This window comes from Roseateles aquae (assembly GCF_032337115.1).
GTDB classification, from domain to species: Bacteria; Pseudomonadota; Gammaproteobacteria; order Burkholderiales; family Burkholderiaceae_C; genus Roseateles_C; species Roseateles_C aquae.
Window position 1 is genome coordinate 66,715 of sequence record NZ_JAVXZY010000009.1, and the last position, 26,529, is coordinate 93,243.

General features: G+C 67.2%; 24 protein-coding genes, 1 tRNA gene and 1 pseudogene. 9 read left to right on the top strand and 17 right to left on the bottom strand.

The genetic code is table 11. From position 1 onward, the window contains the following. Positions 1-68 precede the first annotated feature (68 nt). From RQP53_RS19270 to RQP53_RS19285, 4 genes are all read right to left on the bottom strand, one after another. A complete protein-coding gene (locus tag RQP53_RS19270; protein WP_434064125.1) occupies positions 69-299 on the bottom strand; it encodes a DUF2783 domain-containing protein in 231 nt (76 codons plus the stop codon). Beyond that, positions 296-1,975: an FAD-dependent oxidoreductase gene (locus RQP53_RS19275; RefSeq protein ID WP_315652317.1), complete on the bottom strand. Its 1,680-nt coding sequence runs from the start codon at positions 1,973-1,975 to the stop codon at positions 296-298. The genes RQP53_RS19270 and RQP53_RS19275 overlap by 4 nt, the downstream gene beginning before the upstream one ends. Positions 1,976-2,051: 76 nt before the next feature. Then, positions 2,052-2,594: a VOC family protein gene (locus RQP53_RS19280; RefSeq protein WP_315652318.1), complete on the bottom strand. Its 543-nt coding sequence runs from the start codon at positions 2,592-2,594 to the stop codon at positions 2,052-2,054. Between the two features lie 64 nt (positions 2,595-2,658). Further along, entirely contained in the window at positions 2,659-3,624 is a 966-nt protein-coding gene (locus tag RQP53_RS19285) for an MBL fold metallo-hydrolase (RefSeq protein WP_315652319.1), read from the bottom strand. 177 nt (positions 3,625-3,801) lie between these two features. Here RQP53_RS19285 and RQP53_RS19290 point away from each other — a divergent pair, with 177 nt between their 5' ends. Further along, positions 3,802-4,623: an IclR family transcriptional regulator gene (locus RQP53_RS19290; RefSeq protein ID WP_315652320.1), complete on the top strand. Its 822-nt coding sequence runs from the start codon at positions 3,802-3,804 to the stop codon at positions 4,621-4,623. Positions 4,624-4,642: 19 nt separating this feature from the next. On the opposite strand, the gene RQP53_RS19295 is transcribed toward RQP53_RS19290, so the two are convergent. The 5 genes from RQP53_RS19295 to RQP53_RS19315 form a co-directional block, all read right to left on the bottom strand. After that, on the bottom strand, positions 4,643-5,398 hold the full coding sequence (locus RQP53_RS19295; protein WP_315652321.1) for an N-acyl amino acid synthase FeeM domain-containing protein: 756 nt from the start codon (positions 5,396-5,398) through the stop codon (positions 4,643-4,645). Between the two features lie 252 nt (positions 5,399-5,650). Beyond that, positions 5,651-7,285 carry an amidase gene (locus tag RQP53_RS19300; protein ID WP_315652322.1) on the bottom strand — a complete coding sequence of 545 codons (1,635 nt, stop codon included), beginning with the start codon at positions 7,283-7,285 and terminating at the stop codon, positions 5,651-5,653. A gap of 37 nt (positions 7,286-7,322) precedes the next feature. Continuing rightward, entirely contained in the window at positions 7,323-8,711 is a 1,389-nt protein-coding gene (locus tag RQP53_RS19305; protein ID WP_315652323.1) for a lyase family protein, read from the bottom strand. 138 nt (positions 8,712-8,849) lie between these two features. Next, positions 8,850-9,587 carry a SapC family protein gene (locus RQP53_RS19310; protein WP_315652324.1) on the bottom strand — a complete coding sequence of 246 codons (738 nt, stop codon included), beginning with the start codon at positions 9,585-9,587 and terminating at the stop codon, positions 8,850-8,852. Next, the gene (locus tag RQP53_RS19315; RefSeq protein WP_315652325.1) at positions 9,584-10,885 is read right to left on the bottom strand and encodes a hemolysin family protein; all 1,302 of its coding nucleotides are present in this window, start codon (positions 10,883-10,885) and stop codon (positions 9,584-9,586) included. The genes RQP53_RS19310 and RQP53_RS19315 overlap by 4 nt, the downstream gene beginning before the upstream one ends. Before the next feature lie 121 nt (positions 10,886-11,006). Between RQP53_RS19315 and RQP53_RS19320 the strand changes: the two genes are divergently transcribed. The 4 genes and pseudogenes from RQP53_RS19320 to RQP53_RS19335 all read left to right on the top strand — a co-directional run. Then, positions 11,007-11,834 carry a symmetrical bis(5'-nucleosyl)-tetraphosphatase gene (locus RQP53_RS19320; RefSeq protein WP_315652326.1) on the top strand — a complete coding sequence of 276 codons (828 nt, stop codon included), beginning with the start codon at positions 11,007-11,009 and terminating at the stop codon, positions 11,832-11,834. 153 nt (positions 11,835-11,987) lie between these two features. Further along, positions 11,988-12,078 (top strand) — tRNA-Ser (locus RQP53_RS19325). Between the two features lie 221 nt (positions 12,079-12,299). Continuing rightward, positions 12,300-13,241, top strand: a complete 942-nt coding sequence (locus RQP53_RS19330; protein WP_315652327.1) for an APH(3') family aminoglycoside O-phosphotransferase — start codon at positions 12,300-12,302, stop codon at positions 13,239-13,241. A 455-nt stretch (positions 13,242-13,696) separates the two neighbouring features. Continuing rightward, positions 13,697-13,990 (top strand): annotated as a pseudogene (locus RQP53_RS19335) (aspartate/glutamate racemase family protein); the annotation flags it as partial. 122 nt (positions 13,991-14,112) lie between these two features. Here RQP53_RS19335 and RQP53_RS19340 read toward each other — a convergent pair. After that, positions 14,113-15,006, bottom strand: coding sequence for a LysR family transcriptional regulator ArgP (locus tag RQP53_RS19340; RefSeq protein WP_315652328.1), 894 nt, complete (start codon positions 15,004-15,006; stop codon positions 14,113-14,115). Between the two features lie 79 nt (positions 15,007-15,085). Here RQP53_RS19340 and RQP53_RS19345 point away from each other — a divergent pair, with 79 nt between their 5' ends. The 3 genes from RQP53_RS19345 (at position 15,086) to RQP53_RS19355 (ending at position 17,470) form a co-directional block, all read left to right on the top strand. Next, complete coding sequence (locus RQP53_RS19345; protein WP_315652329.1) at positions 15,086-15,730, top strand: LysE/ArgO family amino acid transporter; 645 nt, start codon at positions 15,086-15,088, stop codon at positions 15,728-15,730. 78 nt (positions 15,731-15,808) lie between these two features. After that, complete coding sequence (locus RQP53_RS19350) at positions 15,809-16,417, top strand: DinB family protein (protein WP_315652330.1); 609 nt, start codon at positions 15,809-15,811, stop codon at positions 16,415-16,417. Positions 16,418-16,660: 243 nt separating this feature from the next. Then, positions 16,661-17,470, top strand: a complete 810-nt coding sequence (locus RQP53_RS19355) for a hypothetical protein (protein WP_315652331.1) — start codon at positions 16,661-16,663, stop codon at positions 17,468-17,470. Between the two features lie 27 nt (positions 17,471-17,497). Here RQP53_RS19355 and ureG read toward each other — a convergent pair whose 3' ends face one another. The 7 genes from ureG to RQP53_RS19390 form a co-directional block, all read right to left on the bottom strand. Continuing rightward, positions 17,498-18,151, bottom strand: coding sequence for an urease accessory protein UreG (ureG, locus tag RQP53_RS19360; RefSeq protein ID WP_315652332.1), 654 nt, complete (start codon positions 18,149-18,151; stop codon positions 17,498-17,500). A 218-nt stretch (positions 18,152-18,369) separates the two neighbouring features. Beyond that, positions 18,370-19,083, bottom strand: coding sequence for an urease accessory protein UreF (locus tag RQP53_RS19365; RefSeq protein WP_315652333.1), 714 nt, complete (start codon positions 19,081-19,083; stop codon positions 18,370-18,372). Further along, on the bottom strand, positions 19,084-19,815 hold the full coding sequence (gene ureE / locus RQP53_RS19370) for an urease accessory protein UreE (RefSeq protein ID WP_315652334.1): 732 nt from the start codon (positions 19,813-19,815) through the stop codon (positions 19,084-19,086). It abuts the gene before it with no gap. Between the two features lie 4 nt (positions 19,816-19,819). Then, on the bottom strand, positions 19,820-21,541 hold the full coding sequence (ureC, locus tag RQP53_RS19375) for an urease subunit alpha (RefSeq protein WP_315652335.1): 1,722 nt from the start codon (positions 21,539-21,541) through the stop codon (positions 19,820-19,822). Further along, positions 21,538-21,843, bottom strand: coding sequence for an urease subunit beta (locus RQP53_RS19380; protein WP_315652336.1), 306 nt, complete (start codon positions 21,841-21,843; stop codon positions 21,538-21,540). Before RQP53_RS19380 ends, ureC begins: the two co-directional genes overlap by 4 nt. Continuing rightward, positions 21,840-22,418 (bottom strand): HupE/UreJ family protein, encoded by a 579-nt coding sequence (locus RQP53_RS19385; protein WP_315652337.1) that lies wholly within the window; start codon positions 22,416-22,418, stop codon positions 21,840-21,842. The genes RQP53_RS19380 and RQP53_RS19385 overlap by 4 nt, the downstream gene beginning before the upstream one ends. A 147-nt stretch (positions 22,419-22,565) precedes the next feature. Further along, entirely contained in the window at positions 22,566-22,868 is a 303-nt protein-coding gene (locus tag RQP53_RS19390; RefSeq protein ID WP_315652338.1) for an urease subunit gamma, read from the bottom strand. Positions 22,869-22,974: 106 nt separating this feature from the next. Between RQP53_RS19390 and RQP53_RS19395 the strand changes: the two genes are divergently transcribed. Continuing rightward, positions 22,975-26,526 (top strand): hybrid sensor histidine kinase/response regulator, encoded by a 3,552-nt coding sequence (locus tag RQP53_RS19395; RefSeq protein WP_315652339.1) that lies wholly within the window; start codon positions 22,975-22,977, stop codon positions 26,524-26,526. Positions 26,527-26,529 lie beyond the last annotated feature (3 nt).

Below are 26,529 nucleotides of genomic sequence, written 5' to 3' on the forward strand. Positions count from 1 at the left end.
AAGCAAGAAGGCGCGGCGCCCTCGTGAGGCGCCGCTGCGAAGGAAAGTCGTGAACCCCGGGGCGATTGTCAGCCTTGCGAAGGAGTGGCCAAGGTGTTGTGGCGGGCCAGCTGAAGCGCTTCGGCCAACACAGCGCGGTCGCCGATATGGTTGGCCAGTATCAAGGCCAGCTTGGCGATCAGCATATCGGCCTGGTCGTCGCTGAGATCGCGCTGCGCATCGATCAGCTGCTCGTAGAAGCCGTCGGGATCAGGAATATGGGGCTGGCGGTTCAGGCTCATGGCGGTCTCGGCTTTCATTGCAGGGCCAGCGCGCGCAGCAGCGCGGCCCGCAGGGCCTCGGGCTGATAACGGCGCCAGCGAGCGGCCAGGTACTGGTCGGGGCGAATCAGGTAGCAACTGCCCGGGCGGGCGTCGTAGCGCTGGGCCAGCAGGCCTTGCTCATCGTGCAGATCGCGGCCGATCTCCAGCACCTGCAGCGGCACCGGCAAGCCGGCGGGCAGCTCCGCGGCCAGCGGCCCGAAGCTCAGCAGCACAAAGCCCGCACCCAGTTGATCCAGCAACCAGCTGGTGTGGCCGCCGGCATCCCGCAGCGGCGCGTCGACGCAGGGGCTGCCCGGGCGCAGCGGCGCATCGAAGGCGTCGGCATCGGCCGTGTTCAGCGACGAGCGCAGATAGGGCGTTGGCGTCGACAGCCGGCCGCTATTGACCAGCGGCCGCGCAAAGGGCTCGCTGCGCGCCAGCTCCAGCACCGCATTGCGCAGGCGCAGCGAGGCGCGGCTCTTGGGTGTGATGAAGTCGGTCGAGCGGGTCGAGTTCAGCAGATTGTCGTCGGCCGCAAACACCCGCTCCTCGTCATAGCTGTCGAGCAGCCGTTCGCCGGCCTCGCCGCGGATGACGGCGGCCAGCTTCCAGGCCAGGTTGTCGGCATCCTGCACGCCGGTGTTGGCGCCGCGAGCACCAAAGGGCGAAACCTGGTGCGCCGCGTCGCCGGCGAACAGCACCCGGCCGTGGCGGAAGCGCTCCATGCGCCGGCAGGCGAACTGGTAGACCGACACCCACTCCAGCTCGAACTCGATGTCCGGCCCCAGCATGGCCTGGATGCGCGGGATGACGCGCTCGGGCTTCCTTTCCTCGTTCGGATCGGCGCCCCAGCCGAGCTGGAAGTCGATGCGCCAGACCTCGTCGCACTGCTTGTGCAAGAGCACCGACTGACCGCGATGAAACGGCGGGTCGAACCAGAACCAGCGCTCGGGCGCGCCGCCCAGGCGTTGCAAGGCGGCCTCGCCATCGGCGCTCACGGCATCGGCCGAGGCACGGGCGGCCAGATCGGTCTTGATGACCACATCGGCGATCAGAAAACGGTCCTGGAAGGCCTGACCCTTGAAATCAGCGCCCAGCATGCGCCGCGTGTCGCTGCCGGCGCCGTCGCAGGCCAGCAGCCAGTCGGCCTCCAGGCGGAACACGCCGTCCGGCGTTTCAACGCTGAGCAGCACATGGTCGCCCTGCTGCTCCAGCGCCAGCAGCTTGTGCTTCCAGGCCAGCGTGATCAGCGGCTCGGCCTGGCAGGCGGCGACCAGCTGCTCCTCCAGGTAGTACTGCTGCAGATTGATCATCGCCGGCTGCTTCTGCTCGGCCAGCGGCAGCAGGTCGAAGCTGTAGGCCAGTTCGTCGCGGAAGAACACCTTGCCGAGCTGCCAGCGCACGCCCTTTTCGACCAGTGGCGCGGCCACGCCCAGCCGGTCCCAGATTTCCAGGGTCCGTTTGGCATAGCAGACCGCCCGCGAGCCGATGCTGACGCTGTTGTTGTCGTCCAGCAGCAGCACGGGCAGACCGCGCTGCGCGCAGTCCAGCGCCAGCGTCAGGCCGATCGGCCCGGCACCGACGATGACAACCCGGTGCCGGCGCTGCTCACCCAGGCGCTGCGCCTCGCTCTGCTGGTAGGCGAACTCGGGGTAGACGTAGGTGTGCTGCATGGGGCCAGGCTCCAGGGGAAACGGTCAGCGGCGCGGCATCGCGAAACGGTGCAAGACGGCAGTGCGCTCAGTGCACTCAATGCGCCGCGTTGAATTCCTTGTCGTGCATCCAGGCGGCATGCTTGGGCGCACGCTTGGTCTGGCTCCACTCCTCCAGCATCTGCCACTTGCACTCGTCGAGCTTCTGGTACATCTCGGGCGTGCCGACATCGGCGGCCAGTTCGACGCGATGGCCATTGGGATCGAAGAAGTAGATGCTCTTGAAGATGGTGTGGTCCGTCACGCCGATCACCTCGATGCCCTCGGCCTGCAGGCGCGCCTTGGTGGCTTCCAGCGTGGCCACGCTGTCGACCTTGAAGGCAATGTGCTGCACCCAGTCCGGCGTGTTCTCATCGCGGCCCATGGCGGGCGAGTTGGGCAGCTCGAAGAAGGCCAGGATATTGCCGTTGCCGGCATCCATGAACAGATGCATATAGGGGTCGGGCGCATGGGTGGACGGCACCTTGTCCTCGGCGATGGCCAGCACGAATTCCATGTTCAGGTGCTTGCGGTACCACTCGACGGTCGTCTTGGCGTCGATGCAGCGGTAGGCGACGTGGTGAATGCGTTCGATCTTCATTGGAATCTCCTCATTCCTGGGGTGGTGCATGGCGGGGTCAGGTCTTGCCATGCCGGTGATGGCCTTATTGCTCCAGCGCCTGCCACATCGCCAGATCGCGCTCGGCCGTCCAGATGCGTGGATCGACATGGCCGCTGGCCTCGTCATAAGCGCGGGTGACGTCAAACGGCATGCAGTGCGCAAAGATCACCCACTGGCCGTAGCGGCGCGCCAGATCGTCATAGGTCTCGCGGTAGACCGCCTTCAGCTCGCGGCCGGCGGCCACGCCAGCCTTGACGCTGGCATAGAGCTCGCTGACAAAGGCGCGGGTGCCGTTCAGGCCGGCGGCCACCGCCTCGGGTGTCTGCAGTGCCGCGCCGCGGCCCGGCACCAGCTTGGCCGGCTGCAGCGCCGCGATGTTGTCCAGCGTCTGCGGCCAGTCCTGGAAATAGGCGTCGCCGGCATAGGGCGTGGCGTCGAATTCGACCAGATCGCCGGAGAACAGGATGCGGTCCTTGGGCAGCCAGACGACGGTATCGCCCTTGGTATGGCCACGGCCCAGTTGCAGGATCTGCACCTCCAGGCTGCCCAGCCACAGCGTCATCTTGCCGCTGAAGGTCAGCGTCGGCCAGGTCAGGCCCTCGGGCACCGTTTCGACATTGCGGAACAGGCGCGGGAAGCGGCCGATCTCGCTGGCCTTGTCCTGCTCGCCGCGTTCGACGATCAGCTCGTAGGTGTCCTGGCTGGCAATGATCTGCTCGCAGCCCTCGGCCTGGTAGGCGGAAGCGCCGAGCACGCGCACCGCGTGGTAGTGGGAGAGCAGCACGTACTTGATCGGCTTGTCGGTGACCTCGCGGATGCGGCGGATCACATCGGCCGCCATCACCGGCGTGGCCTGCGTGTCGATCACCATCACCGCGTCATCGCCAATGACGATGCCGGTATTCGGATCGCCCTCGGCGGTGTAGGCATAGGCGTTGTCCGACAGGCGCTCGAAGCTGACGCGCTTCTCTTCCAGATCGGCTTGGGAGGCGAAGGTCTTGGTGTTCATGGCGTGGCGCTTCTGGTGAACTTTGAGGGGCTGGCGGTGGCACCGCGGCGACCAGCCACAACAAGGGCTGGCCGCGCAGATCGGCCGAGGCGCATTTAACCAATTACAAATTGATTTGTCTATACCTAATTTTCAAAGCAGAATGCGCGGATCGCCCCTTCCCCCAGAGACTGCCGCGTGAACCCAGACCGCCTAGACCGCCCAGCCCAAATCGACATCGACAAGCCCGACGCCAGCACCGAGCGCGGCCCGCGCGGCATCCAGAGCATCGAGGTTGGTGGCCAGTTGCTGGTGGCCCTGGCCCACCAGGGCCGACCCTTGGCGCTGAAGGACCTGGCCCGTGAGGCCGGCATGGCGCCGGCCAAGGCCCACCCCTATCTGGTCAGCTTCATCAAGCTGGGCCTGGTGGAACAGGAAGGCGGCAGTGGCCGCTACGGCCTCGGGCCGCTGGCCTTGCAACTGGGCCTGATCAGCCTGCAGCAGTACGACCCGGTGCGCCTGGCCACGCCGCGCATCGAGGAGCTGGCCCTGCTGTGCGGCCACACCGTGGCCATCGCCGTCTGGGGCAATCGCGGGCCAACCATTGTTCGCGTGGCCGAGGCGCCGAGCCCGGTGCATGTGAGCATGCGCCACGGCACGGTGATGAGCTTGAGCGGCACCGCCTCGGGCCGGCTGTTTGCCGCCCATCTGCCGGCCAGCCAGGTGCTGGCGGCGGTGGCCGATGCCCAAGAGGCCGCGCAGATGCAGCAGCGCGACTTTCAGGATCAGCTGACCGAGACCCGCCGCAGCGGCCTGGCCAGCTCGCGCGATGGCGTGGTCAGCGGTGTTTCGGCGCTGGCGGCGCCGGTCTTTGATGATCAGCAGCGCATGGTGCTGAGCCTGACGGCGATCGGCCCCAGCGGCAGTTTCGAGCTCAGCACCAGTGGCGCGGTGGCCCAGGCACTGCAGCAGGTGGCACAGGATTTGTCACGGCAGCTGGGCTGGCGAGCGCCCGCCTGAGCTGCGAGCCCCGGCAGCTTCAGTGAACGCTGCCGATATCGCGGGCCAGCGCTTCCAGCATGCGGCGCTCTTCCAGCACCGATTGGAAGCAGGGGAAGAGATTGCGCGCCACGCGCGCCAGCGCCGGTTGGCCCGCATAGCGGGCCAGCTGTTGCTGCGCCCAGCAGAAATCCAGGCTCATCAGCACAGCGGGTGCATTGACGCGCGGGTTCATACGCTCGCCGCTGCAGATCTTGAAACCCAGCATGCGGCGGTAGAAGCCGACATGGCGCGGGTTGACCTCAACCACCAGGGTGCGTGCGCCGCGCAGGCGGTAGGCCGCCAGATAGGCGGCCTGGAACAGATTCAGCTGCACATGGCGCGAGGCCTCGTCGCCATCGATGGCGAACTGGGTGCACTCGCACAGCTTGTGGCCGGACTCGCGCATCGCCGCGAGTTCGTCGGCAAAAACCGCGTCTGCAGCCAGGCCGGCATCGCCGTCGAAACGCACACTCAGCGTGCCGATGACTTCCTCGCCCTTGAGCGCCGTCAGCGTGACCGGTTCAGCACCGGGCAGCGAAGGCTGGGACTGGCCCACCATGTAACCACGCGAGCGGTACTTGCGACCGACCAGATCACGGGCGCGTTCGCGCACCGCCGGCGTCACCGCCGCCTTGATCTCCAGCGGCTTTGCAAATGTTTCAAAAGTAGCCTGAGTGAAGCCTGGCGTGGCCAGCGCCGAGGCCGCCACTGCCGGGGCGGACCATTCGCGCAACACCAAGTCTTCCTCACTCATCACCGATTACTCCGGTATCAATGTGGGCGCAGTCTAGCCAGCCATGCTGGAATTCACGTGAACATTTAACGACACGCACACCTGACACACTTTCGTTACAACTTATTCGGCAAACCCCGAGACATCGAGCCACCGAGTTCTGATAAAGCAATCGAAACAATTGATACCTGGACTTCCGGGTAGACCCTGAAGTGCCTGCCCCAAGGCCAAAAAGCGAGCGCCGGCGATACCGGCTTCGCCAACAGTGGTTTGTTACAAGCCTGGCTGGAATTTCGGCTCGACGCGCGCCCGGCTGGCCTGCTCGTAGGCATAGCCAAAGCCGAGCAGTTTGGCGTCCTGCCAGGCCAGGCCGCCGAACGACAGACCGGCCGGCAGCCCGGCCACCGCGCCCATGGGCACGGTGAGGTGCGGATAGCCCGCCACGGCAAAGGGCGTCGTGAAGCCGCCGGCGGTGAAATGGTCGCCAAGCAACTTGTCGGTTAGCCAGGCCAGATTGCCGGTGGGCGCCACCACCGCGTCGAGGCGGTGCTGGGCAAACAAGGCGTCCAAGCCCTCTTCGCGTGAATAGCGCTGGTTGTTGGCCAGCGCCTCGCGGTAGGCAGCACCATCCTGCGGCAAGGCCAGCGCCTGCTCGAACAGCTCCTGATCGAACCAGGGCATCACCTCGGCCGCATGGGCACGATTCCAGGCCACCAGCTCATCCAGCGTCTTGAACGGCGCGTCGGGCTGGAACTCGCGCAGATAGTCGGCCAAGCCGGCGCGCAACTCGTGCAAGAGCACGGTCAGCTCGGTTTCCGCGTACTTCGCTTGCGAGGGGATCTCCAGGCCGTCGATCAGTTCAGCACCCTGCGCCTTCAGGACCGCCAACGCGCGCTCGAACAGCGCATTGACCTGCGGCTGCGGCGGTTGCGAAGCACGAACAATGCCCAGCCGCGCGCCTCGCAGCGCATCGGGCTTCAGGCCGGCCAGCCAATCAATCTGGCGCGGCGCGGCCAGCGTCGCCGCATCATTGGGATCCGCCCCGGCCAGAGCCTGCATCAAGAGCGCGGCGTCGCGCACATGGCGGGTCATCGGCCCGGCCGTGTCTTGCGCGGCGGCGATGGGAATAACGCCATGCCGACTCAGCTGGCCGACGGTGGGCTTCAGCCCCACCACGCCGCAGATGCTGGCCGGCGAAACGATGGAGCCATCGGTTTCGGTACCCACTGCCAGCGCGCACAGGCCGGCCGCGGCGGCTGCCCCCGAGCCGGAACTGGAGCCACTGCAGTTGCGATTGAGCTGATGCGGGTTGCGCGTCAGGCCACCGCGGCTGCTCCAGCCGCTGACTGAGCGGGTCGAACGGATATTCGCCCATTCGCTGAGGTTGGTCTTGCCCAGCAACACCGCCCCTGCATCGCGCAGCCGGGCAATCAAATGGGCATCATGCCTGGCGTGCAGGCCTGCCAGGCCGAGCGAGCCTGCCGTCGTCGCCATGCGATCCGCGCTGGCGATATTGTCCTTGACCAGCACCGGCAGCCCATGCAACGGGCCGCGCAGCTTGCCGGCGCGGCGCTCGGCATCGAGCACTCGCGCTTGCGCCAGTGCCTCGGGATTGAGCTCGATCACCGAGCGCAGCTGCGGCCCATGGGCGTCGATCTGCTCGATCCGTTTCAGGTAGTGCCGGGTCAGTGCTTCGGCCGAAAGCCGGCCAGCCTGCAGCTCAGCCTGCAAGCCAGCAGCATCCAGGCCCGCCAGCACTTGGTGCTGCTGGTCCTGGGCACGCTTTGCAAAGGCCATCGCAGAGGGTTTCGCTGCCCCTGCTTCGGCCTGCGCCACGGCAGCGCCTCCCAGCGCCACCGATGCGGCCAGGAATTGCCGCCGCCCCTTGATGCCAACACCCCTTGCCATGGATCTTCCCTCCAGCTGATTGATTTGATAGCCTGGCTCAGCCACTACGGGCGGCCAGCAGCAGTTCACATTGCATGCGCGCATCCTGCAGCGCCAGTGATACGGTGGCATCGGCCAAGGCCGCCGCCGCATGCGGATCAAACAAGGCCTCCAACCGCTGCTCAGGCAGGCGCCCGCGCAACTCGGCGTCCTGACCCAAAACCTCTCGCGCTATCGACCGCAGGCCCAGGCCACGCCGCTGCCCCAGCTCCGCCATCGCCTGCAAGCGCTGCTGCGTGGCCGACTTGCCGAGCAGCGGGGTCAAGACCAGTGCCAGTTGTTCGGCAAAACCCTGTTCCTGTTGCCTGTCGATGTTCTGCAGCATCCGCGCCGGATGCAGCTGCAAGCCCGCGCAGGCCCGCGTCAGCGCGCGCAGGGCGCCATGCGTGCTGAGCAGCAGGCCGGCCCATTCGGCTGTTGCGGCCTGCCAGTTGCCCAGGCCGCAATCCTCGTCCTGCGCCATGCCGGCCAGCAGCGCTGCCATCCGCTGTGGTGCCCGCTGCGCAGCTGCCAGCGCCTGCAGGCAGGCCACCGGCCTGCCCGGCCCAGAGCTCGGCAACAGTTCGCCCCGTGGCTTCTCCACCGCTTCCAAGGCCTCGCCACGTTCGGCCTGCGCCATCTGCGACAGCTCCCGCGCCACCCGGCCCAGATTGCCGCACAACAGTGCCAGCTCGCTACCCAGGCGCAGCCAGCGGTCACGCTGAGTCTGCCAGGGCATGTTGGGCAGGGGCAATTGCAACTCGTCGGCCACCGCATGGGCGACGGCCTGGGCCTGGTCGCCGAGCACACTCAGGCTGGCCAACTCACCCGCCAGCTGCAGCTGCAGCGCCTCGCCAGCAGCTTCGCGCAAGCCATGCAGGCTGCGCAGCAGCGGCTGCAGCCAATTCAGCAGCCGGACACGCAAGCTACTGAGCTGAGGCCGTGGCGTCAGACCATGATTCAGCACCGGCGTTGCCTCGTAACGCTCGGCCAAAGCCATCAGCTGGCCGCACAGCGTCAGCAAATCGTCCTCAATCAGCCGCAGGGCACGGCGCGTTTGCAGCACCATGGCGGTATCAATCAAGTCTTGACTGCTGCCCCCCCAATGCACGTAGCCCGCCGCCACCGGATCGAACAGCGCTACGGTTTCGGCGAGCTTGCGCACCACCGGCAGAGCGAGGCTGCCGGCACGGCCGCTGGCGGCCACCAGGGCCGCCACGTCATAGAGTTCAGCACGGCACAGGCTGGCGATGGCCTGGGCCGCCGCGGCGGGCATCAGGCCGGCGCGTGCCTGACCACGGGCCAAGGCGGCCTCGAAGTCCATCATCGCCTGGACGATGGCCGTCTCGCCGAACAGCTCCACCATCTCCGGCGTGGACAGAAAGCCTTCGAACACCAGCACTGACATTGATGCATCCCGTCATCAGTTCGGACGATGCTAGCGAGCGCCGCCGAGCCCGCGGCTCGCGACAAACCCGCAAACATCGTCGATGGCTGCGCCGATCACCGCCTGCACGGGGACGCTCCCGCGCCCCCGTCACTGCCATCAGGCCGGCTGATGCAGAGCCGCCAGACGGCTCATATTGCCCAGCGAGACGCGATGCAGCTCGAGCACCGACAGCAGGCCGTTGCGGAAGAACTCGAGCACCTTGGCGTCGTCGAGCTCGGCCAGCTTTTGCTCGTTGACGGTCAGGAAGCCTTCGACATCGATCTTCTCGCCGTTGGGCATCGTCGCTTCGAAGCGCATGTCCTGCAGCAGATCGGCAGCGACCAGCGCATCGCAGGCCAGGCGAGTGCGTTCGGACTCCTGCTCGAAGCCTTCGAGGAAGTTCTTGGCATTGAGCGTGAACTCGGTTGGCTGGCCATCTTCGGCAAACAGCGGCGTGCCTTCGGACTCGGAGAAACCGGACCACTCCGAGTCGAAGCAGACGGCGATGTCATTGGCTTCGTTGATGCGAGCCATGGCAAAGGGATAACGGCGCAGATAGGCGGGCGTGTAATTGGCCGTCCACTTGTCGTCCTTGATGATGACGTTGACGCCGGGCTTCAGGCCCAACACGGCCAGCGGCGCGACCGGGGCCGGCTTGCCCTCGACAGCCTCACCGACGCGCACGAAGACGATAGGGAATTCCTTGCAGGCCTCGGCGAACTCGACCACGGTCAGGAACAGCGAGTTCAGGCCCTTGACCTTGTCCAGCGTGCTCTTGCTCGTGTCCAGACGCAGCTTCTTGTGCAGTTCACGGTCCAGCGGGACCAGGGCGCCATACATCGGGGGGGTACTCATTCTTTCTCTCCTTCATCGGCCAGTCGCGAGACCAGCACCTTGTCAACACGCTTGCCATCGAGGTCCACCACCTCGAATCTCCAGGCGTTCCACTCCACCACATCGGCCGTGCGCGGCAAGCGCCCCAGCAACAGCATCACCATGCCGGCCAGAGTGTTGTAGCGCCCACGATCCTCTTCAGGCAGTTCCTTCAATGCCAGCCGGTCCTTCAGCTCGGGAACCGGAATCAGGCCGTCCATCAGCCAGCTGCCGTCCTCGCGTTGCACCGCCCAGGCATCACCATCGCTGGGCGCATTGAACTCGCCCGCAATTGCTTCCAGCACGTCGCGCACGGCGATCACACCCTGCACCTCGCCGTACTCATCCACCACAAACACCAGCGGCGCATCCGAGGCCCTGAAGTGCTCCAGCAACTCCATGCCCGACAGCGTCTCCGGCACGAACACCGGCGCTTCCAGGCCCTCGCCCAGGGCCAGGTCTTGCCCGGCCAGCACGCGCTGCAGCAGGCCCTGCGCCGTGGCGATGCCCAGCACATCGGTCAGGCCGCCGCGGCAAACCGGGTAACGGCTGAAGCCATGCGCCTGCAACATCTTCAGCACCTGCTCGGGTGTGTCGTTCACATCCAGCCAGGCGATTTCGGCGCGCGGAATCATCATCGAGCCGATCTGCCGCTCATCGAGCCGGAACACATTGCGCACCATCTGGTGCTCATGCTCCTCGATGACGCCGGCATCCAAGCCCTCTTCCAGGCTGGCCGCAATCTCTTCTTCGGTGACGCTGCGCTGCGCCTTGCCGCGCAAGCCCATCAGGCCCAACGTCGCCTCGGTGCAAAAGGACAGGAACTTCACCAGCGGCCGCGCCACCAGCGACAGGAACTCCATCGGCGGCGCCACCAGGCGCGCGACCGACTCTGGATAGATCTGCCCGACGCGTTTTGGCACCAGCTCGCCGAAGATGATGGTCACCACGGTGATGATGACGACGACCAAGGCCGTGGCCGTGATGTCCACCGCGCGGTCGTGCCAGCCGGTGTGTTCGCTGATCCAGTGCGACAGCGGCGCCGAAAACGCCGCATCGCCGACGATGCCGTTCAGCACCCCGATCGAAGTGATGCCGATCTGCACCGTCGACAGGAATTTGGTCGGGTTCTCGTGCAGCTCCATCGCCGCTTGGGCACCGGACTCCTGCGCCTCGACCAAGACTTGCAGCCTGGCCTTGCGACTGGCCGACAGGGCCATTTCAGACATCGCGAAGAAGGCGTTGAGCAGCAGCAGGAAGAGAAGTAGCGCGGTATCCATGGAGGGCGCAGATCGAGCCGGGCCCAGGGCGACCAGGGTTTACCCGAAATCTGCGCGGCAATGCGAGAAAGCCCCGAAGCCTAGCAGAAGCGCATGTCGATTCCGACAGCACAATCCCGCAATGAACTATCTGATCGGCGATCTGCAAGGCTGCTGCGACGCGTTCGAGCGCCTGCTGCAAAAAATAGACTTCTCTCCCTCGCGCGACCGCCTCTGGCTGCTTGGCGATCTGGTCAACCGCGGCCCGGCCTCGCTAGCCACCTTGCGCCGGCTGCAGCAACTGGGCAGCGCCGCCACCTGCCTGCTGGGCAATCACGATCTACATCTGCTGGCCGTCGCCCACGGCGTACGCCCGCCCCACCGCAGCGACACCCTGCACGACATCCTCAGCGCACCCGACCGCGAAGCCCTGCTTGCCTGGCTGCGCCAGCAAAAGATGGCCTGCCTCGACCAAGGCTGGCTGATGGTTCACGCCGGCGTGGTGCCGCAATGGAGCACCAGCACCACGCTGGTGCTGGCCGCCGAGGTCGAGGCGCTGCTGCGTGGCCCCGATCTGCACGAGTTCCTGCAGCAGATGTACGGCAATGAACCGCTGCAGTGGCGCACCGAGCTCAGCGGCATCGAGCGGCTGCGTTTCATCGTCAATGTGCTGACCCGGCTGCGCTTTTGCGATGCCCAGGGGCGGCTGGACCTGAAGACCAAGGACGGCGCCGGCGCCGCCCCGCCCGGCTTCATGCCCTGGTTCGACGCCCCCGAACGCCAGACCGCCGACCAGCCCATCGCCTTCGGCCATTGGTCCACCCTCGGCCTCGTGCAGCGCCCCGATCTGTTGGCCCTGGACACCGGCTGCATCTGGGGCGGCCAGCTCAGCGCCGCCCGCGTCGAGGCCGGCCGTGCGCTGGAGCTCATTCAGGTGCAGTGCGAGCAGGCGCAGAAGCCGGGGGAGTGAAGGCCGCTTCTTCGAAAGTGCTGGTTGCTGACGCTACAATGCCCGCTTCGGATTTGTCGGCATACGTGGGAACGTGATGTCGACTTGCAAGCGCTAAGCTGATCCGAGCCTGATGCCTCGCAAAATGAGAGTCTTCAGGGCAACTGCGAATCTGGAGACGTGGCCGAGTGGTTTAAGGCAACGGTCTTGAAAACCGTCGAGGGCTTATACCCCTCCGTGAGTTCGAATCTCACCGTCTCCGCCAACATGCAACCCCCGTTGATTGATGAACTTGGGGTTTTCTTGTTCTTAGCTGGCTGAACTCGGCATAACCCAAAGTCCTGCCCAGCGGGCGTGAAATGGTTGTTCATTGCTGCGAACCTTGCAAGGCGCTGCAAAGGTATTGCCCTTCCGGACAAGCGCTGCAGGTGCTCATCCCGAAGGCGCGGGGCGGCTTGGTGTTCTTCAGGTCGGTACCTGCAGCTCGTGGTCTTCCTCGACTACGCCATGCGTGTGCCGAAGCTCGTTCGCCGCAGCTATGCTCCCCCCATGCACCCCACACCTTGCCGCGAAGTCCGCGCCAGCGCCCCACCGCTAAGCCCCAGTCTCCAGGCCCTGCTCAAAGACAGCCACTGGATGCGCAACACCGTTGGCGAGGCGGGAGCCGAGGTCTACCGAATCCGGCAGGCCGACGGGCGCGAGTGCTACCTGAAGTACAGCAGCGGCGACGAGGACGTTGCCACTGCGCTGTTCGAAGAGGCGGCGCGAATGGGCTGGCTCAGACGGCATGCCGCGCCACTGCGACCCGTGCTTCCTGCTCTTCAGCACTTTGAACAGACCTCTGCCACGCAGGCATGGCTGCTGAGCACGGCGATGCCGGGGCGAACAGCCTATCAATGGCTTGAAGACGAGCTTAGCGCGGAGCAGCAGCGAACGCTGGTGCAATCGATCGCCCAGCAGTTGAGGGTCTTGCACCAGCTCCCTGCGCTAGCGTGCCCGTTCAATGCCGGTGCGGATCTGCGGCTGGCCTTGGCAGGACAGCGACTGGCGGCGGGTCTGGTTGATGCAGAGGACTTTGATGAGGCTCGCGAAGGCTGGACGCCTGAAGACGTCTGGCAGCGCCTTCAGGCACTGCGCCCCACACTCCTGAGCCCTGAAGGGTGTGAGCACGCCGATGAGGGTCTGGTCTTGACCCATGGCGACTATTCGCTCGACAACCTGCTGCTGGATGAGCAGGGGCACATCACCGGCCTGATCGATCTGGGACGACTGGGTCTGGCCGACCGTTATCAAGACCTGGCCATCCTCTGGAACTGCCTGGCCGAGTTTGGGCCCGGCTTGCAAGAGCTGATGTGGGCGAGCTATGGCATCGCATCGCCAGACTCGGCGCGGCTGGAGTTCCACCTCTGTCTCGACGAAATGTTCTGATGACTGCATCACGCTGCTGAGCCCGACTGCGGCTCGTCGAGATCAGACCCGCCAGGCTGGACAGAAGACGCTGCCATAGCGTCTGTGGTGACACCCACGGCCAGGCCCGAAAGCTACCCGGCTCCCAATGTGTCCCAGCCGAACCCCAGGCCTGAGCACCCCAGGCCTGAGCACCCCCAGATCGCGCACCACATCGGCATCGTCACTTGCGCCGCTGAAGGAGCGGCACTGCGCTACCGGACTTTTTGCAGCGATGCAGCGGCCTTGATGGGGGCAGGTGCGCATCCGGCGCTGTCGCTGCATTCGCTGTCGCTGGTCGACTAGCTGTGCTGTCTGGACGACGATGACCTGCCTGGGATGGCGGCGCTGATGCTCGGCTCGGCACACCAGCCGGCCAGCGCGCCGCCGAGCTTCTGACTTGCCCGGACAATACCATCCACCAGGTGCTGCCCTGGGTGCCGCCGCATTCGTCGCGGCCCTGCTTGCACATCGCCAAGGTTGTGGCCGCCAAAGCGCAAGCACGTGGAACGCAACGCCTGGGTCTGACGGACACTCGCTGGCCGGTGCAAAGCGAGGTCTACCCTGCCGCGCTCGCTTCCCGCGGCATCGGGTGGCAGCGCCCCGAAGACCAGGAGCGCGGTGATCATGAGCGAACTGGTGATGGGCAGATCCACGATGCCTCCATCAGGCGTTTCCAGCAACAGATCAAACGTCTCAAGCTGGCCGGCTGCGACGCCGTGGTGCAGGGCTGTACCGAGATCCCGCTGATCATCGGTGACCAGAATGCAGCCCTGCCCATGCTGGACTCGCCCCCCCTTACTCGCAAGAGCGGCGCTGCGCACTGCACTGCAGGCGCCGGCCTGAGCAGCGCTCAGGTGCGTAACGCTGCCCCTGCGGCTTCCAACACCTCACCCGTCAGCGCCCCCAGCAATCCCGCCGCCAGCCGAGCGGTCTGCCAAAACAGCGGCACATCGAGCGGCGTATCCGGCACGAGCTCGACCAGCATGCCAGCGGCAAGCTCATCGGCGATCAGCGCCTCCGGGTGCAGCCCCCAGCCCATGCCGGCCACAGCGGCGGTGACGAAGGCCTGTGAGGACGGCAGGCGGTGGCGCGGCAGCTCGACATGGCGGTGGCAGAGCCGGCGTGCCCAGCGGGCCTGAAGCTCGTCCTTGCTGTTGAACACCAGGCTGGGCGCGCGGGCCAGGCTGCCGGCACCCACGCCAGCCGAAAAATAGCGACTGATGAAGTCCGGGCTGGCGGCGGCACGGTAGCGCATCGCGCCCAGCGGGCGGCTGTTGCAGCCGGCCACCGCGCGCGGCTGGCTGCTCACCGCCGCCAGCACCTGACCGCTGCGCAGCCATTCCTCGGTATGGTCCTGATCGTCGATGGCCACATCCATCAGCACCGGATGGCTGGCGGCAAAGCGGGCCAGCGGCGCGGCGGCCCAGGTGGCCAGGCTGTCGGCATTGACGGCCACGGCCAGCGGCAGGCGCGCCGGCGCCTTGGCCGCCAGGCCCGGCGCGGCCAGCTGCAGTTGCTGCTCCATCAGCCGGACCTGGTCGACATGCTGACTCAGGCGTCGACCGGTTTCGGTGGCCACACAGGGCTGGGCACGCACCACCAGCGCGCAGCCGACCCGTTCCTCGAGCGCGCGGATGCGCTGCGACACCGCCGAGGGCGTGACGTGCAGCGCCTGCGCGGCGCGCTCGAAGCTGCCTTCGCGCAGCACCGTGGCCAGCGCGTCGAGCGCGGCATAGTCGAGCATGGCCATTGATTCAGTTTCGCTAAAGCTGGGTTAGATGCTTTAGTTTGTCTTCACCCACTGCAACTGGCAAGCTGCGCCCATGGTGAATCTGTTTTCTTCGGGTGCTGCGGCCGCGTTGGGCCAGGGCCTGGCGCTGGGGCTGGGTCTGATCGTTGCCATCGGCGCGCAGAACGCCTTCGTGCTCAGGCAGGGCCTGCGCCGCGAGCATGTCGGCAGCGTGGTGTTGTTCTGCCTGCTGGCCGATGCGCTGTTGATCGCTGCCGGCGTGCTGGGCATGGCACAGGCGCTGGGCGAGCGGCCGCTGCTGGCCCGCTTGATGGCCGGCGCCGGTGGCCTGTTTCTGGCCGCCTATGCCTGGCAGGCGCTGCAGCGCGCGCGCCAGAGCAGCGCACTGCGCGCCGAGCAGCAGGGCGACGGCCTGTCGCGCCGCGCGGCGCTGGCCCAGGCCGCCGCGTTCACGCTGCTCAATCCGCATGTCTATCTGGACACCGTGCTGCTGGTCGGGGGCATCGGCGCGCAGCAGCCGCCCGGCCTGCGCGGCTGCTTCATTGCCGGCGCCGCCCTGGCCAGCACGCTGTGGTTCGGCGCGCTGGGCTACGGAGCCCGCTGGCTGAGCCCGCTGTTCGCGCGGCCACGGGCCTGGCAGCTGCTGGATGGATTGATCGCCGCAACGATGGCGCTGCTGGCCGCCTTGCTGCTGCGCCAGGCCTGGCTGGGGCGCTGACAAGGGCCCCACCGGGCACAAGCGGCAAGCCATTACCATGCGCCACCGGCCCGACCGCAACGGGCAAGCAGGCTGCCAATGACAAGTGCTCTCGCCCACCATCTCCTCACCCAGGCCTACCAGAACGGCTGGGCCAATCACCGGCTGCTGAAGGCCTGCGCCCGGCTGAGTCAGGCCGAGTTCGAGGCCGTGCGCTGCAGCTTCTTCCCCAGCATCAAGGCCACGCTGAATCACACGCTGACGGTGGACTGGTTCTATCTGGAGGCGCTGGAACGCGAGCTGCGCGGCGACGTGCCTGACCCAGACTGCTACCGCTTCTTCGCCGTCGAGCAGCCCTTTGCCGATGCCGCCAGCCTCTGGGCCGCGCAAGCCGAGGCCGACCGGCGGCTGATCGCCTACTGCCGCGCACTGCACGAGGCCGATGACGATGCCGCCCTGCAGCGGCCGGTGCGCATCGAGCGGCCGGGCCGCACTCAGCGCGACACGCGGCTGCGCCTGCTCTCGCATCTGTTCGAACACCAGCTGCACCACCGCGGCCAGGTGCATGCGATGCTGGCCGACAGCAGCGTCAAGCCGCCCCAGCTCGACGAGTTCTTCTGCGCCGGCGAGGCCCATCTGCGCGCCGCTGACTTTGCCGAACTGGGCTGGACCGAAGCACTGATCTGGGGCGCCGACACGGCATCCTGAAGCGCGCAGCACGCTCACTGCGCCGCCGCGCGGCGGCAGCCGTCGTGCCCGTTTTGACCACTGTTCATCGAGGCTGGCGACGCCTTGCTGAGTATTGCCCCCTCGAGCGACCACAAGGGCCGGCGAAATTCCGCGGCATCCGTGACATAAAACCGTAACAAGACCCAGCCACCCGCATCAAGGGGGCAGCGCCGCGGCACCAGGCTTCAGACAATTGAGGCCTGGTTCTTGTGGGAGTCCGACATGCTGAGCAGCCGCCGTCTGGGCGCATTCTTTTCCGGAGTGCTGCTCTATTGCTGTGCGATGCTCCTGAGCAATCCGCTGGCGCTGACGCCGCTGCCGTATCAGTGGCTGCGTGTCGCCGGCATGCCCGACAGCCTGCCCGGCCAGGTCTGGCGCGCCGCCGTTTTCGCGCTGCCGATTTTTCTGGGCGCCTGCGCCTGGACCTACCTGAGCCTCAAGAGCCGCCACCGGGCCCGCCAAGCGGCCGCGCGCTGGCTGTTCGGCGGCATCGCGCTGGCCTGGTTTGGCTGGCTGGTCTATGGCGTCGTCGAGATGAACATGCGCACGCAAGCCCATCGCGGCGGTGCCGCCGCCCTGCTCCTGACCAGCAAGCTGCCTCCGTTCTGGGGCCTGCAGAACACGCTGGCCGTGATTGGCGGCGCCTTGCTGGCGCTGCTGCTCATGCCCAAGTCCACGCACAGCGGCAGCGGCAGCCGCAAGGCCTACCGTTCCGGCCACTCCAGCTTTGGCGCCGGCCACAGCGGTTTTGCCGACACCCAGATCGGTCGCAGCTCGGAGGGCAAGCCGAGCGGCAGCCGCGGCGGCAAATCCTCCTCGCGCTCGCGGCGGCGTTCGTCCGCATCCGGCAGTCGCGCCCCGCAAGCCACGGCGCCGGCATCGGCATCGGCATCGGCATCGGCATCGGCATCGGCATCGGCATCGGCATCGGCATCGGCATCCGCATCCGCATCGGCGCCGAGCGCCGAGGCGCCGCCCAGCGCCCTGATCGAGTTGCAGCCCGGCGCGGCGGCCGGCCCTGCGGCCGTCTGAACCGCGGCGCAGCCGAAGCGGCTTGGCTCAGGCCGCACTGAGCAGCATGCCGCGCTGCTCGATGAAGCTGACCACCTGATCCAGCCCGGCCAGCGTCTTCAGATTCGTCATCACAAAGGGCTTGCTGCCGCGCATGCGCCGGGTGTCGCCCTCCATCACCGCCAGATCGGCGCCCACATGCGGCGCCAGATCGGTCTTGTTGATGACGAAGAGATCGCTCTTGGTGATGCCAGGGCCGCCCTTGCGCGGAATCTTCTCGCCGGCCGCCACGTCGATCACGTAGATCGTCAGGTCCGACAACTCCGGGCTGAAGGTGGCCGCCAGGTTGTCGCCGCCGGATTCGATGAAGATCACATCGGCATCGGGGAATTCGCCCAGCATGCGGTCGATGGCTTCCAGATTGATCGAGGCATCCTCGCGGATCGCCGTGTGCGGGCAGCCGCCCGTCTCCACCCCCATGATGCGTTCCGGCGGCAAGGCGCCGCTGATGGTCAGCAGGCGCTGGTCTTCCTTGGTGTAGATGTCGTTGGTGATGGCCACCAGGTCCCAGCGCTCACGCATGGCCTTGCACAACATCTCCAGCAGCGTCGTCTTGCCCGAGCCAACCGGCCCGCCGATGCCGACGCGCAGCGGTGGCAGCTTTTTGCTGCGACGAGGGATGTGGTGCAGTGGGCTGGACATGATGGATGGCTTTCAAAACAGGAACTACAAAAACAAAGGCTCTCTTGTCGTGACGTGGTGTACCCCAAAAACACCCCCGAATACACCACAGAGTCACAGAGACACGGAGGGAAGAGCGTCAACTCCTCGCTACCTCTGTGTTGTCCTCTGTGACTCAGTGACTCTGTGGTTTGTTCTGGATGACCAACACTTAAGGAGCAAAGCGCCAAAACAAAAGCTCAGGAGCGGAACAGGCGCGAATACTGCTGCTCGTGGCGGGCAGACAAGATGGCCAGCATCGGCGCGAAGGCCTGGCGCTCGTCGTCCAGCAGGCTCAGCGCATGAGTCACCGCCGCAGGAATTTCGGCCGCCAGCCGGGCCAGCACGCGCTGGCCGGCGCTCTGGCCCAGCGGCACCGCCTTGATGGCGGCCTGCACCATGTTCTCGGCCCAGCCAAAAGCGTAGGCCAGCAAGGCGTCTTCGCGGGCGGCAGCGCTGGCGGCCAGGCCGAGCGCCATCAGCAGCGGATAGCTGGGTGTGGGCCAGCTGCGCGCCAGCGCCAGTTGCCGGGCCGATGGCGTGTCGTGCTTGCCGAGCCAGTCCAGCAGCGAGCGGCCCATCTGCTCGCATTGCAGGCGCAGCTCGGCCGTCTCGCGGGTCTGCAGCACCCAGTCGTTCAAGGCCTGCAGGCGGGCTGCGGCATTGGCGTCGTCAGCATCGTCGGCATTGCTGGCCAAGGCGCGCCAGGCCGGCAAGGCCTGCGCGGCCACCGCCAGATCACCGCGCGCCTGGCTCAGCAGCAACTGCTGCGAGAGCCAATCGGCGGCGCTGTCGGCATCGTGCACCAGGCCGTGATCGACTGCGGCTTCCAGCCCCTCCGAGTAGGAAAAGCCGCCAATCGGCAGGGCCGGCGAGGCCAGCCAGATCAGCTGCAGCAGCGCGGCCCGGCTCATTCAGTCGTGCTTGTGTCCGCCATGGCCGTGGTGGCCATGATCGTGCCCGTGATCGTGCGAACAATCAGGGCCGTGAACATGGGCGGCCGGTGCCGCGGCGACGACGGCAATACCCAGCGGCTTGCCGGCGGGCTTGGCCGGTGCATGGACGTGGTCAGGCGCGTGGTCATGCGCGTGCTCATGTGCATGGCCGTGTGCATGGCCGTGTGCATGATCGTGCGCAGGCCCATGATCATGCACGCAGCCCGGCCCGTGGACATGAGGCGTGGCGGCAGGCGTCGCCGCATAGGCGCCACCCTCGGGGTCGAAGCCTTCGCTGACCTCGGCCACATCCAGATGCATGGCGCGCAACATCTCGGCCAGCACATGGTCGGGTTCGATCTTCAGATGATCGGGCTGCAAGGCCACCGGCACATGGCGGTTGCCCAGGTGGTAGGCGGCGCGCATCAAATCAAAGGGCGAGCCATGGCTGGCGCAGGCCGTGATGCGCAGCAGCGGCTGCGGCGCGGCGATCACGCGCAGCAGTGAGCCGTCTTCGGCCACCAGCACATCGCCGCCACGCACCAGCGTGCCGGGTGCGAGGAAGACGCCGAGTTCACGGCCGCTGGAATCCTGGGCCTGGAATCGGCTTTTCTGCCGGGTGTCCCAGTCCAGCTCGATGCTGGCGGCACGCTTGAGCAGCACGGGGGCCAGTCCTTGCCCCTGGGGAATCAGTTTGGAAACGGTGAGCATCGGTTCAGAACAGGAAATAGCGCTGGGCCATGGGCAGCACCGTGGCCGGCTCGCAGTGCAGCAGCAGGCCATCGGCACGCACCGCGTAGGTCTGCGCGTCGACCTCCATCCGCGGTGCGTAGTCATTGTGGACCATATGCCGCTTGCCGATGCCACGGATGCCGCGCACCGCCGCCAGCGTCTTCTGGAGCCCGTAGGCCTCGCCCACGCCGGCCGCCAGCGCCGCCTGCGAGACGAAGCTCAGGCTGCCGCGCGCCAGCGACCCACCAAAGCTGCCGAACATCGGCCGGTAGTGCACCGGCTGCGGCGTCGGGATCGAGGCATTGGGGTCGCCCATGGCGGCCAGCGCGATGCAGCCGCCCTTGATCACGATGCTGGGTTTGACGCCGAAGAAGGCCGGCTTCCACAGCACCAGATCCGCCCATTTGCCGAGCTCGATGCTGCCGACCTCATGGCTGATGCCGTGGGCGATCGCCGGATTGATGGCCAGCTTGGCCACATAGCGCTTGACGCGGGCGTTGTCGTTCTCGGCGCCGTCGCCAGGCAAGGCACCGCGCTGCAGCTTCATCTTGTGCGCCGTCTGCCAGCAGCGGATGATGACCTCGCCCACCCGGCCCATGGCCTGCGAGTCGGAGCTGAACATGCTGATGGCGCCGAGGTCGTGCAGGATGTCCTCGGCGGCAATCGTCTCGCGGCGGATGCGGCTTTCGGCGAAGGCCAGGTCCTCGGCAATGGCGGGATCGAGATGGTGGCAGACCATCAGCATGTCCACATGCTCGTCCAGCGTGTTGATCGTGTAGGGCCGGGTTGGATTGGTTGACGACGGCAGCACATTCGCCTCGCCAACCACCTTCAGGATGTCCGGCGCGTGGCCGCCGCCGGCGCCCTCGGTGTGGAAGGTGTGTATGGTGCGGCCCTTGAAGGCGGCCACCGTGTCTTCGACAAAGCCGCTCTCGTTCAACGTGTCGGTATGGATGGCCACCTGGGTATCGGTGGCCTCGGCCACGTTCAGGCAGTTGTCGATCGCCGCCGGCGTCGTGCCCCAGTCTTCGTGCAGCTTCAGGCCAATCGCGCCGGCCTGGATCTGCTCATGCAGCGCGCCGGGCAGGCTGGCATTGCCCTTGCCGAGAAAGCCCAAATTCATCGGGAAGGCCTCGGCCGCCTGCAGCATCCGTTCGATGTGCCAGGGCCCCGGCGTGCAGGTGGTGGCGAAGGTGCCGGTGGCCGGGCCGGTGCCGCCGCCCAGCATCGTCGTCACGCCGCTGGCCAGCGCTTCCTCGATCTGCTGCGGGCAGATAAAGTGGATGTGGGTATCGACCGCGCCGGCGGTGACGATCATGCCTTCGCAGGCAATCACCTCGGTGCCCGGGCCGATGATGATGTCCACGCCCGGCTGGGTATCGGGATTGCCGGCCTTGCCGATGGCCACGATGCGGCTGGCCTTCAGGCCGATATCGGCCTTGACGATGCCCCAGTGATCGAGGATCAGGGCATTGGTCAGCACGGTGTCGACGGCACCCTCAGCCCGACTGCGCTGCGACTGCGCCATGCCGTCGCGTATGGTCTTGCCACCGCCGAACTTGACCTCTTCGCCATAGCCGCCGGCCCGCAGGGTCAGGTCTTGCTCGACCTCGATCACCAGCGCGGTGTCGGCCAGGCGCAGCCGGTCGCCCACGGTGGGGCCGTACATCTCGGCATAGGCGCGGCGTCCGATGCTGGCACTCATAGCTTCCCCTGGATCAGGCCGCGAAAGCCGTAGACGATGCGTTCGCCGGCCAGCTCGACCAGCTCGACCGTGCGCTGCTGCCCCGGCTCGAAGCGCACCGCCAGGCCGGAGGCGATGTTCAGGCGCATGCCGCGCGCTGCACCGCGATCGAAGGACAAGGCGGCATTGGTCTCGGCGAAGTGGTAGTGCGAGCCGACCTGTATCGGCCGATCGCCGATGTTCTGCACCACCAGGCGCAGCGTGCGCCGCCCGGGGTTCAGCGCCAGCTCGCCCGCGGGCGTGAACAGCTCGCCGGGAATCATGCGCCCACCGCCTGCAGCAGGAGCGCACAGCCCAGCAGCGCAATGCCGCCGCCCAGCACCGGTGCGCCCACGGCCGCCAGCTTCAAGTGCCGGCGCAGCAGCAGGCCGAGCAGGAGCCCGGCCACATGCAGCAAGGCGGTGGCCAGCAAGAGGCCCAAGAGGGCCAGATCGCCATCCAGCTCGGCGCCATGGGCCAGGCCGTGGAAAAACGCAAAGCCGCCGACCAGCGCGGCGGCCAGCAGCGGCGCCAGGCGCAGGCGCAGCGCCGCCAGCAGGCCCAGACAGAGCACCGAGGCGGCGATCATCGGCTCCTGCAGCGGCGAGTCCAGGCCGGCACGGGCGGCCACCGCGCCAATCAGCATCAAGAGCACAAAGGCCAGCGGAGCCTGCCAGGCGCGGCGCAGCGCCAGCCCGCTCCACAGGCCAACGGCCAGCATGGCGGCGAGATGGTCCAGCCCGCTGAGCGGATGAACAAAGCCGCTCAGGAAATCATGGCCATGGGCCAGCTCGCCGGTATGCGAGGCGGCCACCAGCGGCAGCAGGCCGGCCAGAACGGTGATCAGCGGACGTTTCATCAGACTAGCCTCGACATTGAAAAGGAGCTTGAAATTCGAAGTGCATGAGCCCATCCCGGACCCAGCAGAGCCCCAGGATCCGGCTTTGCCGGGCCTCGGGGCTCGCCCCCTTCGAGGGGGCGCGCGCAGCGCGTAGGGGGTGGGCCATCACACAATCGGTTGGTGGACGGTGACGAGCTTGGTGCCGTCGGGAAAGGTGGCCTCGACCTGGATGTCGGGGATCATCTCGGCCACGCCCTCCATCACATCGGCGCGGCTGAGCAGGCTGCGGCCTTCGCTCATCAGCTGGGCCACGGTCTTGCCATCGCGGGCGCCCTCCATCACGGCGGCGCTGATGAAGGCCACCGCTTCCGGGTAGTTGAGCTTGAGCCCGCGCGCCCGGCGGCGCTCGGCCAGCAGGGCGGCGGTGAAGATCAGCAGCTTGTCGCGCTCACGCGGCGTCAGTTCCATCGCAGATGAATCCTCTCTGTCGAGTGACAAAGCAAGCGCCGTGCCGCCTCGGCCGCTGCCGTGCAGAAATACGGCGGGCACGGAAGCTGCACGCTGCATCGCCTTGATGGACGCCGCCCCAGAACTCAACAGCACCCGGCCGTTACCGGCCGAGGCGCCGCAGCGCGTCATCAAGGTGCGCCGCGACTACAACGCCTGGGTGGCCCGCGAAACGCTGGAGGACTATGCGCTGCGCTACACGCCGCAGCGCTTCAGGCGCTGGTCGCCGCTGCGCGTGGCCCATACCGCTTTTGGTGCGGCCTCCTTCCTGATCCTGGAGGCCGTCGGGGCGACGCTGCTGCTGCAGTACGGCTGGGCCAATGCCTGCTGGGCCATTGTGGCCACCGGGGCCATCATCTTTCTCGCCGGCCTGCCCATCAGCATCTATGCGGCGCGCTATGGCGTCGACATGGACCTGCTGACCCGCGGCGCCGGCTTTGGCTACATCGGCTCGACGCTGAGCTCGCTGGTCTACGCCAGCTTCACCTTCATCTTCTTTGCGCTCGAAGCCGCGGTGATGGCCTATGCGCTGGACCTGGCGCTGGACATTCCGCCGCGCTGGGGCTATCTGCTCTGTGCGCTGGTGGTGATTCCGCTGGTGACCCATGGCGTGTCGGCCATCAGCCGGCTGCAGCTGTTGACCCAGCCGCTCTGGCTGGCGATGTTGATCGCCCCCTTTGCCGCCGTGCTCTGGCAGGACCCGGCCGCCTTTGCGGGCGCCATGCACCAGGCCGGCGCCCAATCGCACAGCGCCGGCTTCGAGCTGCGCTACTTTGGTGCGGCGCTCACCGTGGGCATTGCCCTGATCACCCAGATGGGCGAGCAGGCCGACTATCTGCGCTTCATGCCGGCCCTGCCCGCCGACGCGCCGCCGGCGCAACGGCGCCGCTGGTGGGCGGCCGTGCTGGTGGGCGGGCCGGGCTGGGTGATCCTGGGCGTGCTGAAGATGCTGGGCGGCGCACTGCTGGCCTGGCTGGCGCTGTCGCACAGCGTGCCGGCCGAACGCGCCGTCGATCCCAACCAGATGTACCTGGCCGCCTATGAGACGCTGTTTCCGCGCTACGGCTGGGCGGTGGCGGCCACGGCGCTGTTCGTCGTCATCTCGCAGCTGAAGATCAACGTCACCAATGCCTATGCCGGCTCGCTGGCCTGGAGCAACTTCTTCTCGCGGCTGACGCACAGCCACCCCGGCCGCGTCGTCTGGGTGGTATTCAACACGCTGATCGCCTTCCTGCTGATGGAGATGGATGTTTTCGAGGCGCTGGCCGCCGTGCTGGGCCTGTACGGCAATATCGCCATCGCCTGGATCATGGCGGTGGTGGCCGATCTGCTGATCAACAAGCCGCTGGGCCTTTCGCCCGCCGGCATCGAGTTCAAGCGCGCCCATCTCTACGACATCAACCCGGTCGGCGTCGGCGCCATGGCCCTGGCCTCCGGCCTGGCCATCGCCGCCCACCTGGGCCTGCTGGGCGAAGCGCTGCAACCGTTCTCGGCGCTGATCGCCATGGGCGTGGCGCTGCTGGCCGCGCCGCTGATCGCCTGGCTGACGAAAGGCCGCTACTACCTCGCCCGCAGCCCTGAACCTGAGCCGGACGATGCCGGCCGGCCCCTGCGGCCGCAGCGCTGCGTGATCTGCGAACGCGACTACGAGGCGCCGGACATGGCCTACTGCCCGGCCTACCGCGGCGCCATCTGCTCCTTGTGCTGCACGCTGGACGCGCGCTGCGGCGATCTGTGCAAGCCGCAGGCGCGGCTGTCCGCGCAATGGGCGGCGCTCTTGCATGCGCTGCTGCCACGCAAGACCTGGCCCTATCTGGACACCGGCCTCGGCCACTTCCTGCTGCTGATGGCGATTCTGATGCCGCTGCTGGCCGCGCTGTTTGGCCTGCTCTACCACCAGGAGCTGAAGCACCTGCAGGATGCCGCCGCCATTGTCAGCCAGGGTGCCAGCCTGCGTGCCGGCCTGCTCAAGGCCTATGTGCTGCTGGGCCTGGTGCTGGGCGTGGCGGCCTGGTGGCTGGTGCTGGCGCGGCAGAGCCGCGAGGTGGCTCAGCAGGAATCGAACCGCCAGACCGAGGCGCTGATGCTGGAGATCGCCTCGCACCAGCGCACCGACCAGGCGCTGCAGGCCGCGCGCGACCAGGCCCGCCAGGCGCAGGCGGCGGCCGAGGCGGCCAACCAGGCCAAGAGCCGCTACGTCAGCGCCATCAGCCATGAGCTGCGCACGCCGCTGAACAGCATGCTCGGCTACGCGCAGCTGATGGCCGAGGATGCCGACATGCCGCCACGACGCCGCCAGGCGGTGCAGGTGATCAAGCGCAGCGGCGACCATCTGCTGACGTTGATCGACGCCACGCTGGACCTGGCCCGCATCGAAGCCGGCAAGCTCTCGCTGCAGCCCGCGCCGATGCACTTCGAAGACGCGATGCACGAGCTGGCCGAGCTGTTCGAGCCGCAGGCGGCGGCGCGCGGCCTGCAATTTCGTTTCGAGCCGCAGGGCACGCTGCCGGCGCTGGTGCGGGCCGACGAGCAGCGGCTGCGCCAGATCCTGATCAATCTGCTGGGCAATGCGCTGAAGTTCACCCAGCGGGGTCAGGTCGTGCTGCGCGTCCAGCATGCGCGCGAGCTGGCGCTGTTCGAGGTCGAGGACAGCGGCCCCGGCATGACGCCGGAGGCGCTGGCGCGCATCTTCGAGCCCTTCGAGCGGGCCGGCAGCAGCGCCCCGGGCGCCGGCCTCGGCCTGACCATTGCCCGCATGCTGTGCGAGCTGATGGGCGGTGAGTTGAGCGCGCGCAGCGAGCCCGGCCGCGGTTCGGTGTTTGCGCTGCGCCTCTTCCTGCCGGTGCTCGCGCCACCGGCCTTGCCCGCGCCGGGTGTGCGGCGACGCACCGTGCTTGATGGCAGCGATCGCCAGCTGCTGATCGTCGACAACGAAGAGGCCGACCGGCAGCTGCTCGTCGAGCTGCTGACGCCGCTGGGCTTTGCCCTGCGCTGCGCCGCCAACGGCCACGATGCGCTGGACCTGGTCGCCACCGGCTACCGCCCCGATGCGGTGCTGATGGACCTGGCCATGCCCGGCATCGACGGCTGGACCACCATCGCCCGGCTGCGCCGCCTGCTCGGCCCCGAGGCGCGCACCGCCTATGCCATCGTCTCCGCCAATGCCTTCGAGAAGGGGCAGGACAACGAGGTGGGCATTGCTGCCACCGACTTCATCACCAAGCCGGTGCGCCACACCCAGCTGCTGGACTGGCTGGCCACGGCGCTGCAACTGCCCTCGCGCGAGCCCAGCGCGGCGCCCGAGCCCCCACCCGACGCTGTGGCGAGCCACAACCCAGGCTCAGCGCAGCCTTCCCTGCCCGCCCTCCCCGAGCTGGCGGCGCTGGCTAAAGGCTTGCAGCTGGGCTACTACCGCGGCGTGCTGCAGCAGCTCGATGCCTTGGCCCAGGCCTTGCCGGCAGAGGCCGCGCTATGGACCCGCTGGCGCGGGCTGGCCCAGGGCTTTCAGTTTGACTTGATTGGCCAGCAGCTCGCCGAACGCTTGGCCCAGCAAGACCTGACCCCGCCTTTGGCCTCGCCCCCTCTGCCCGGAGTACAGCCGCGTGAACACCACCCTTGAGCC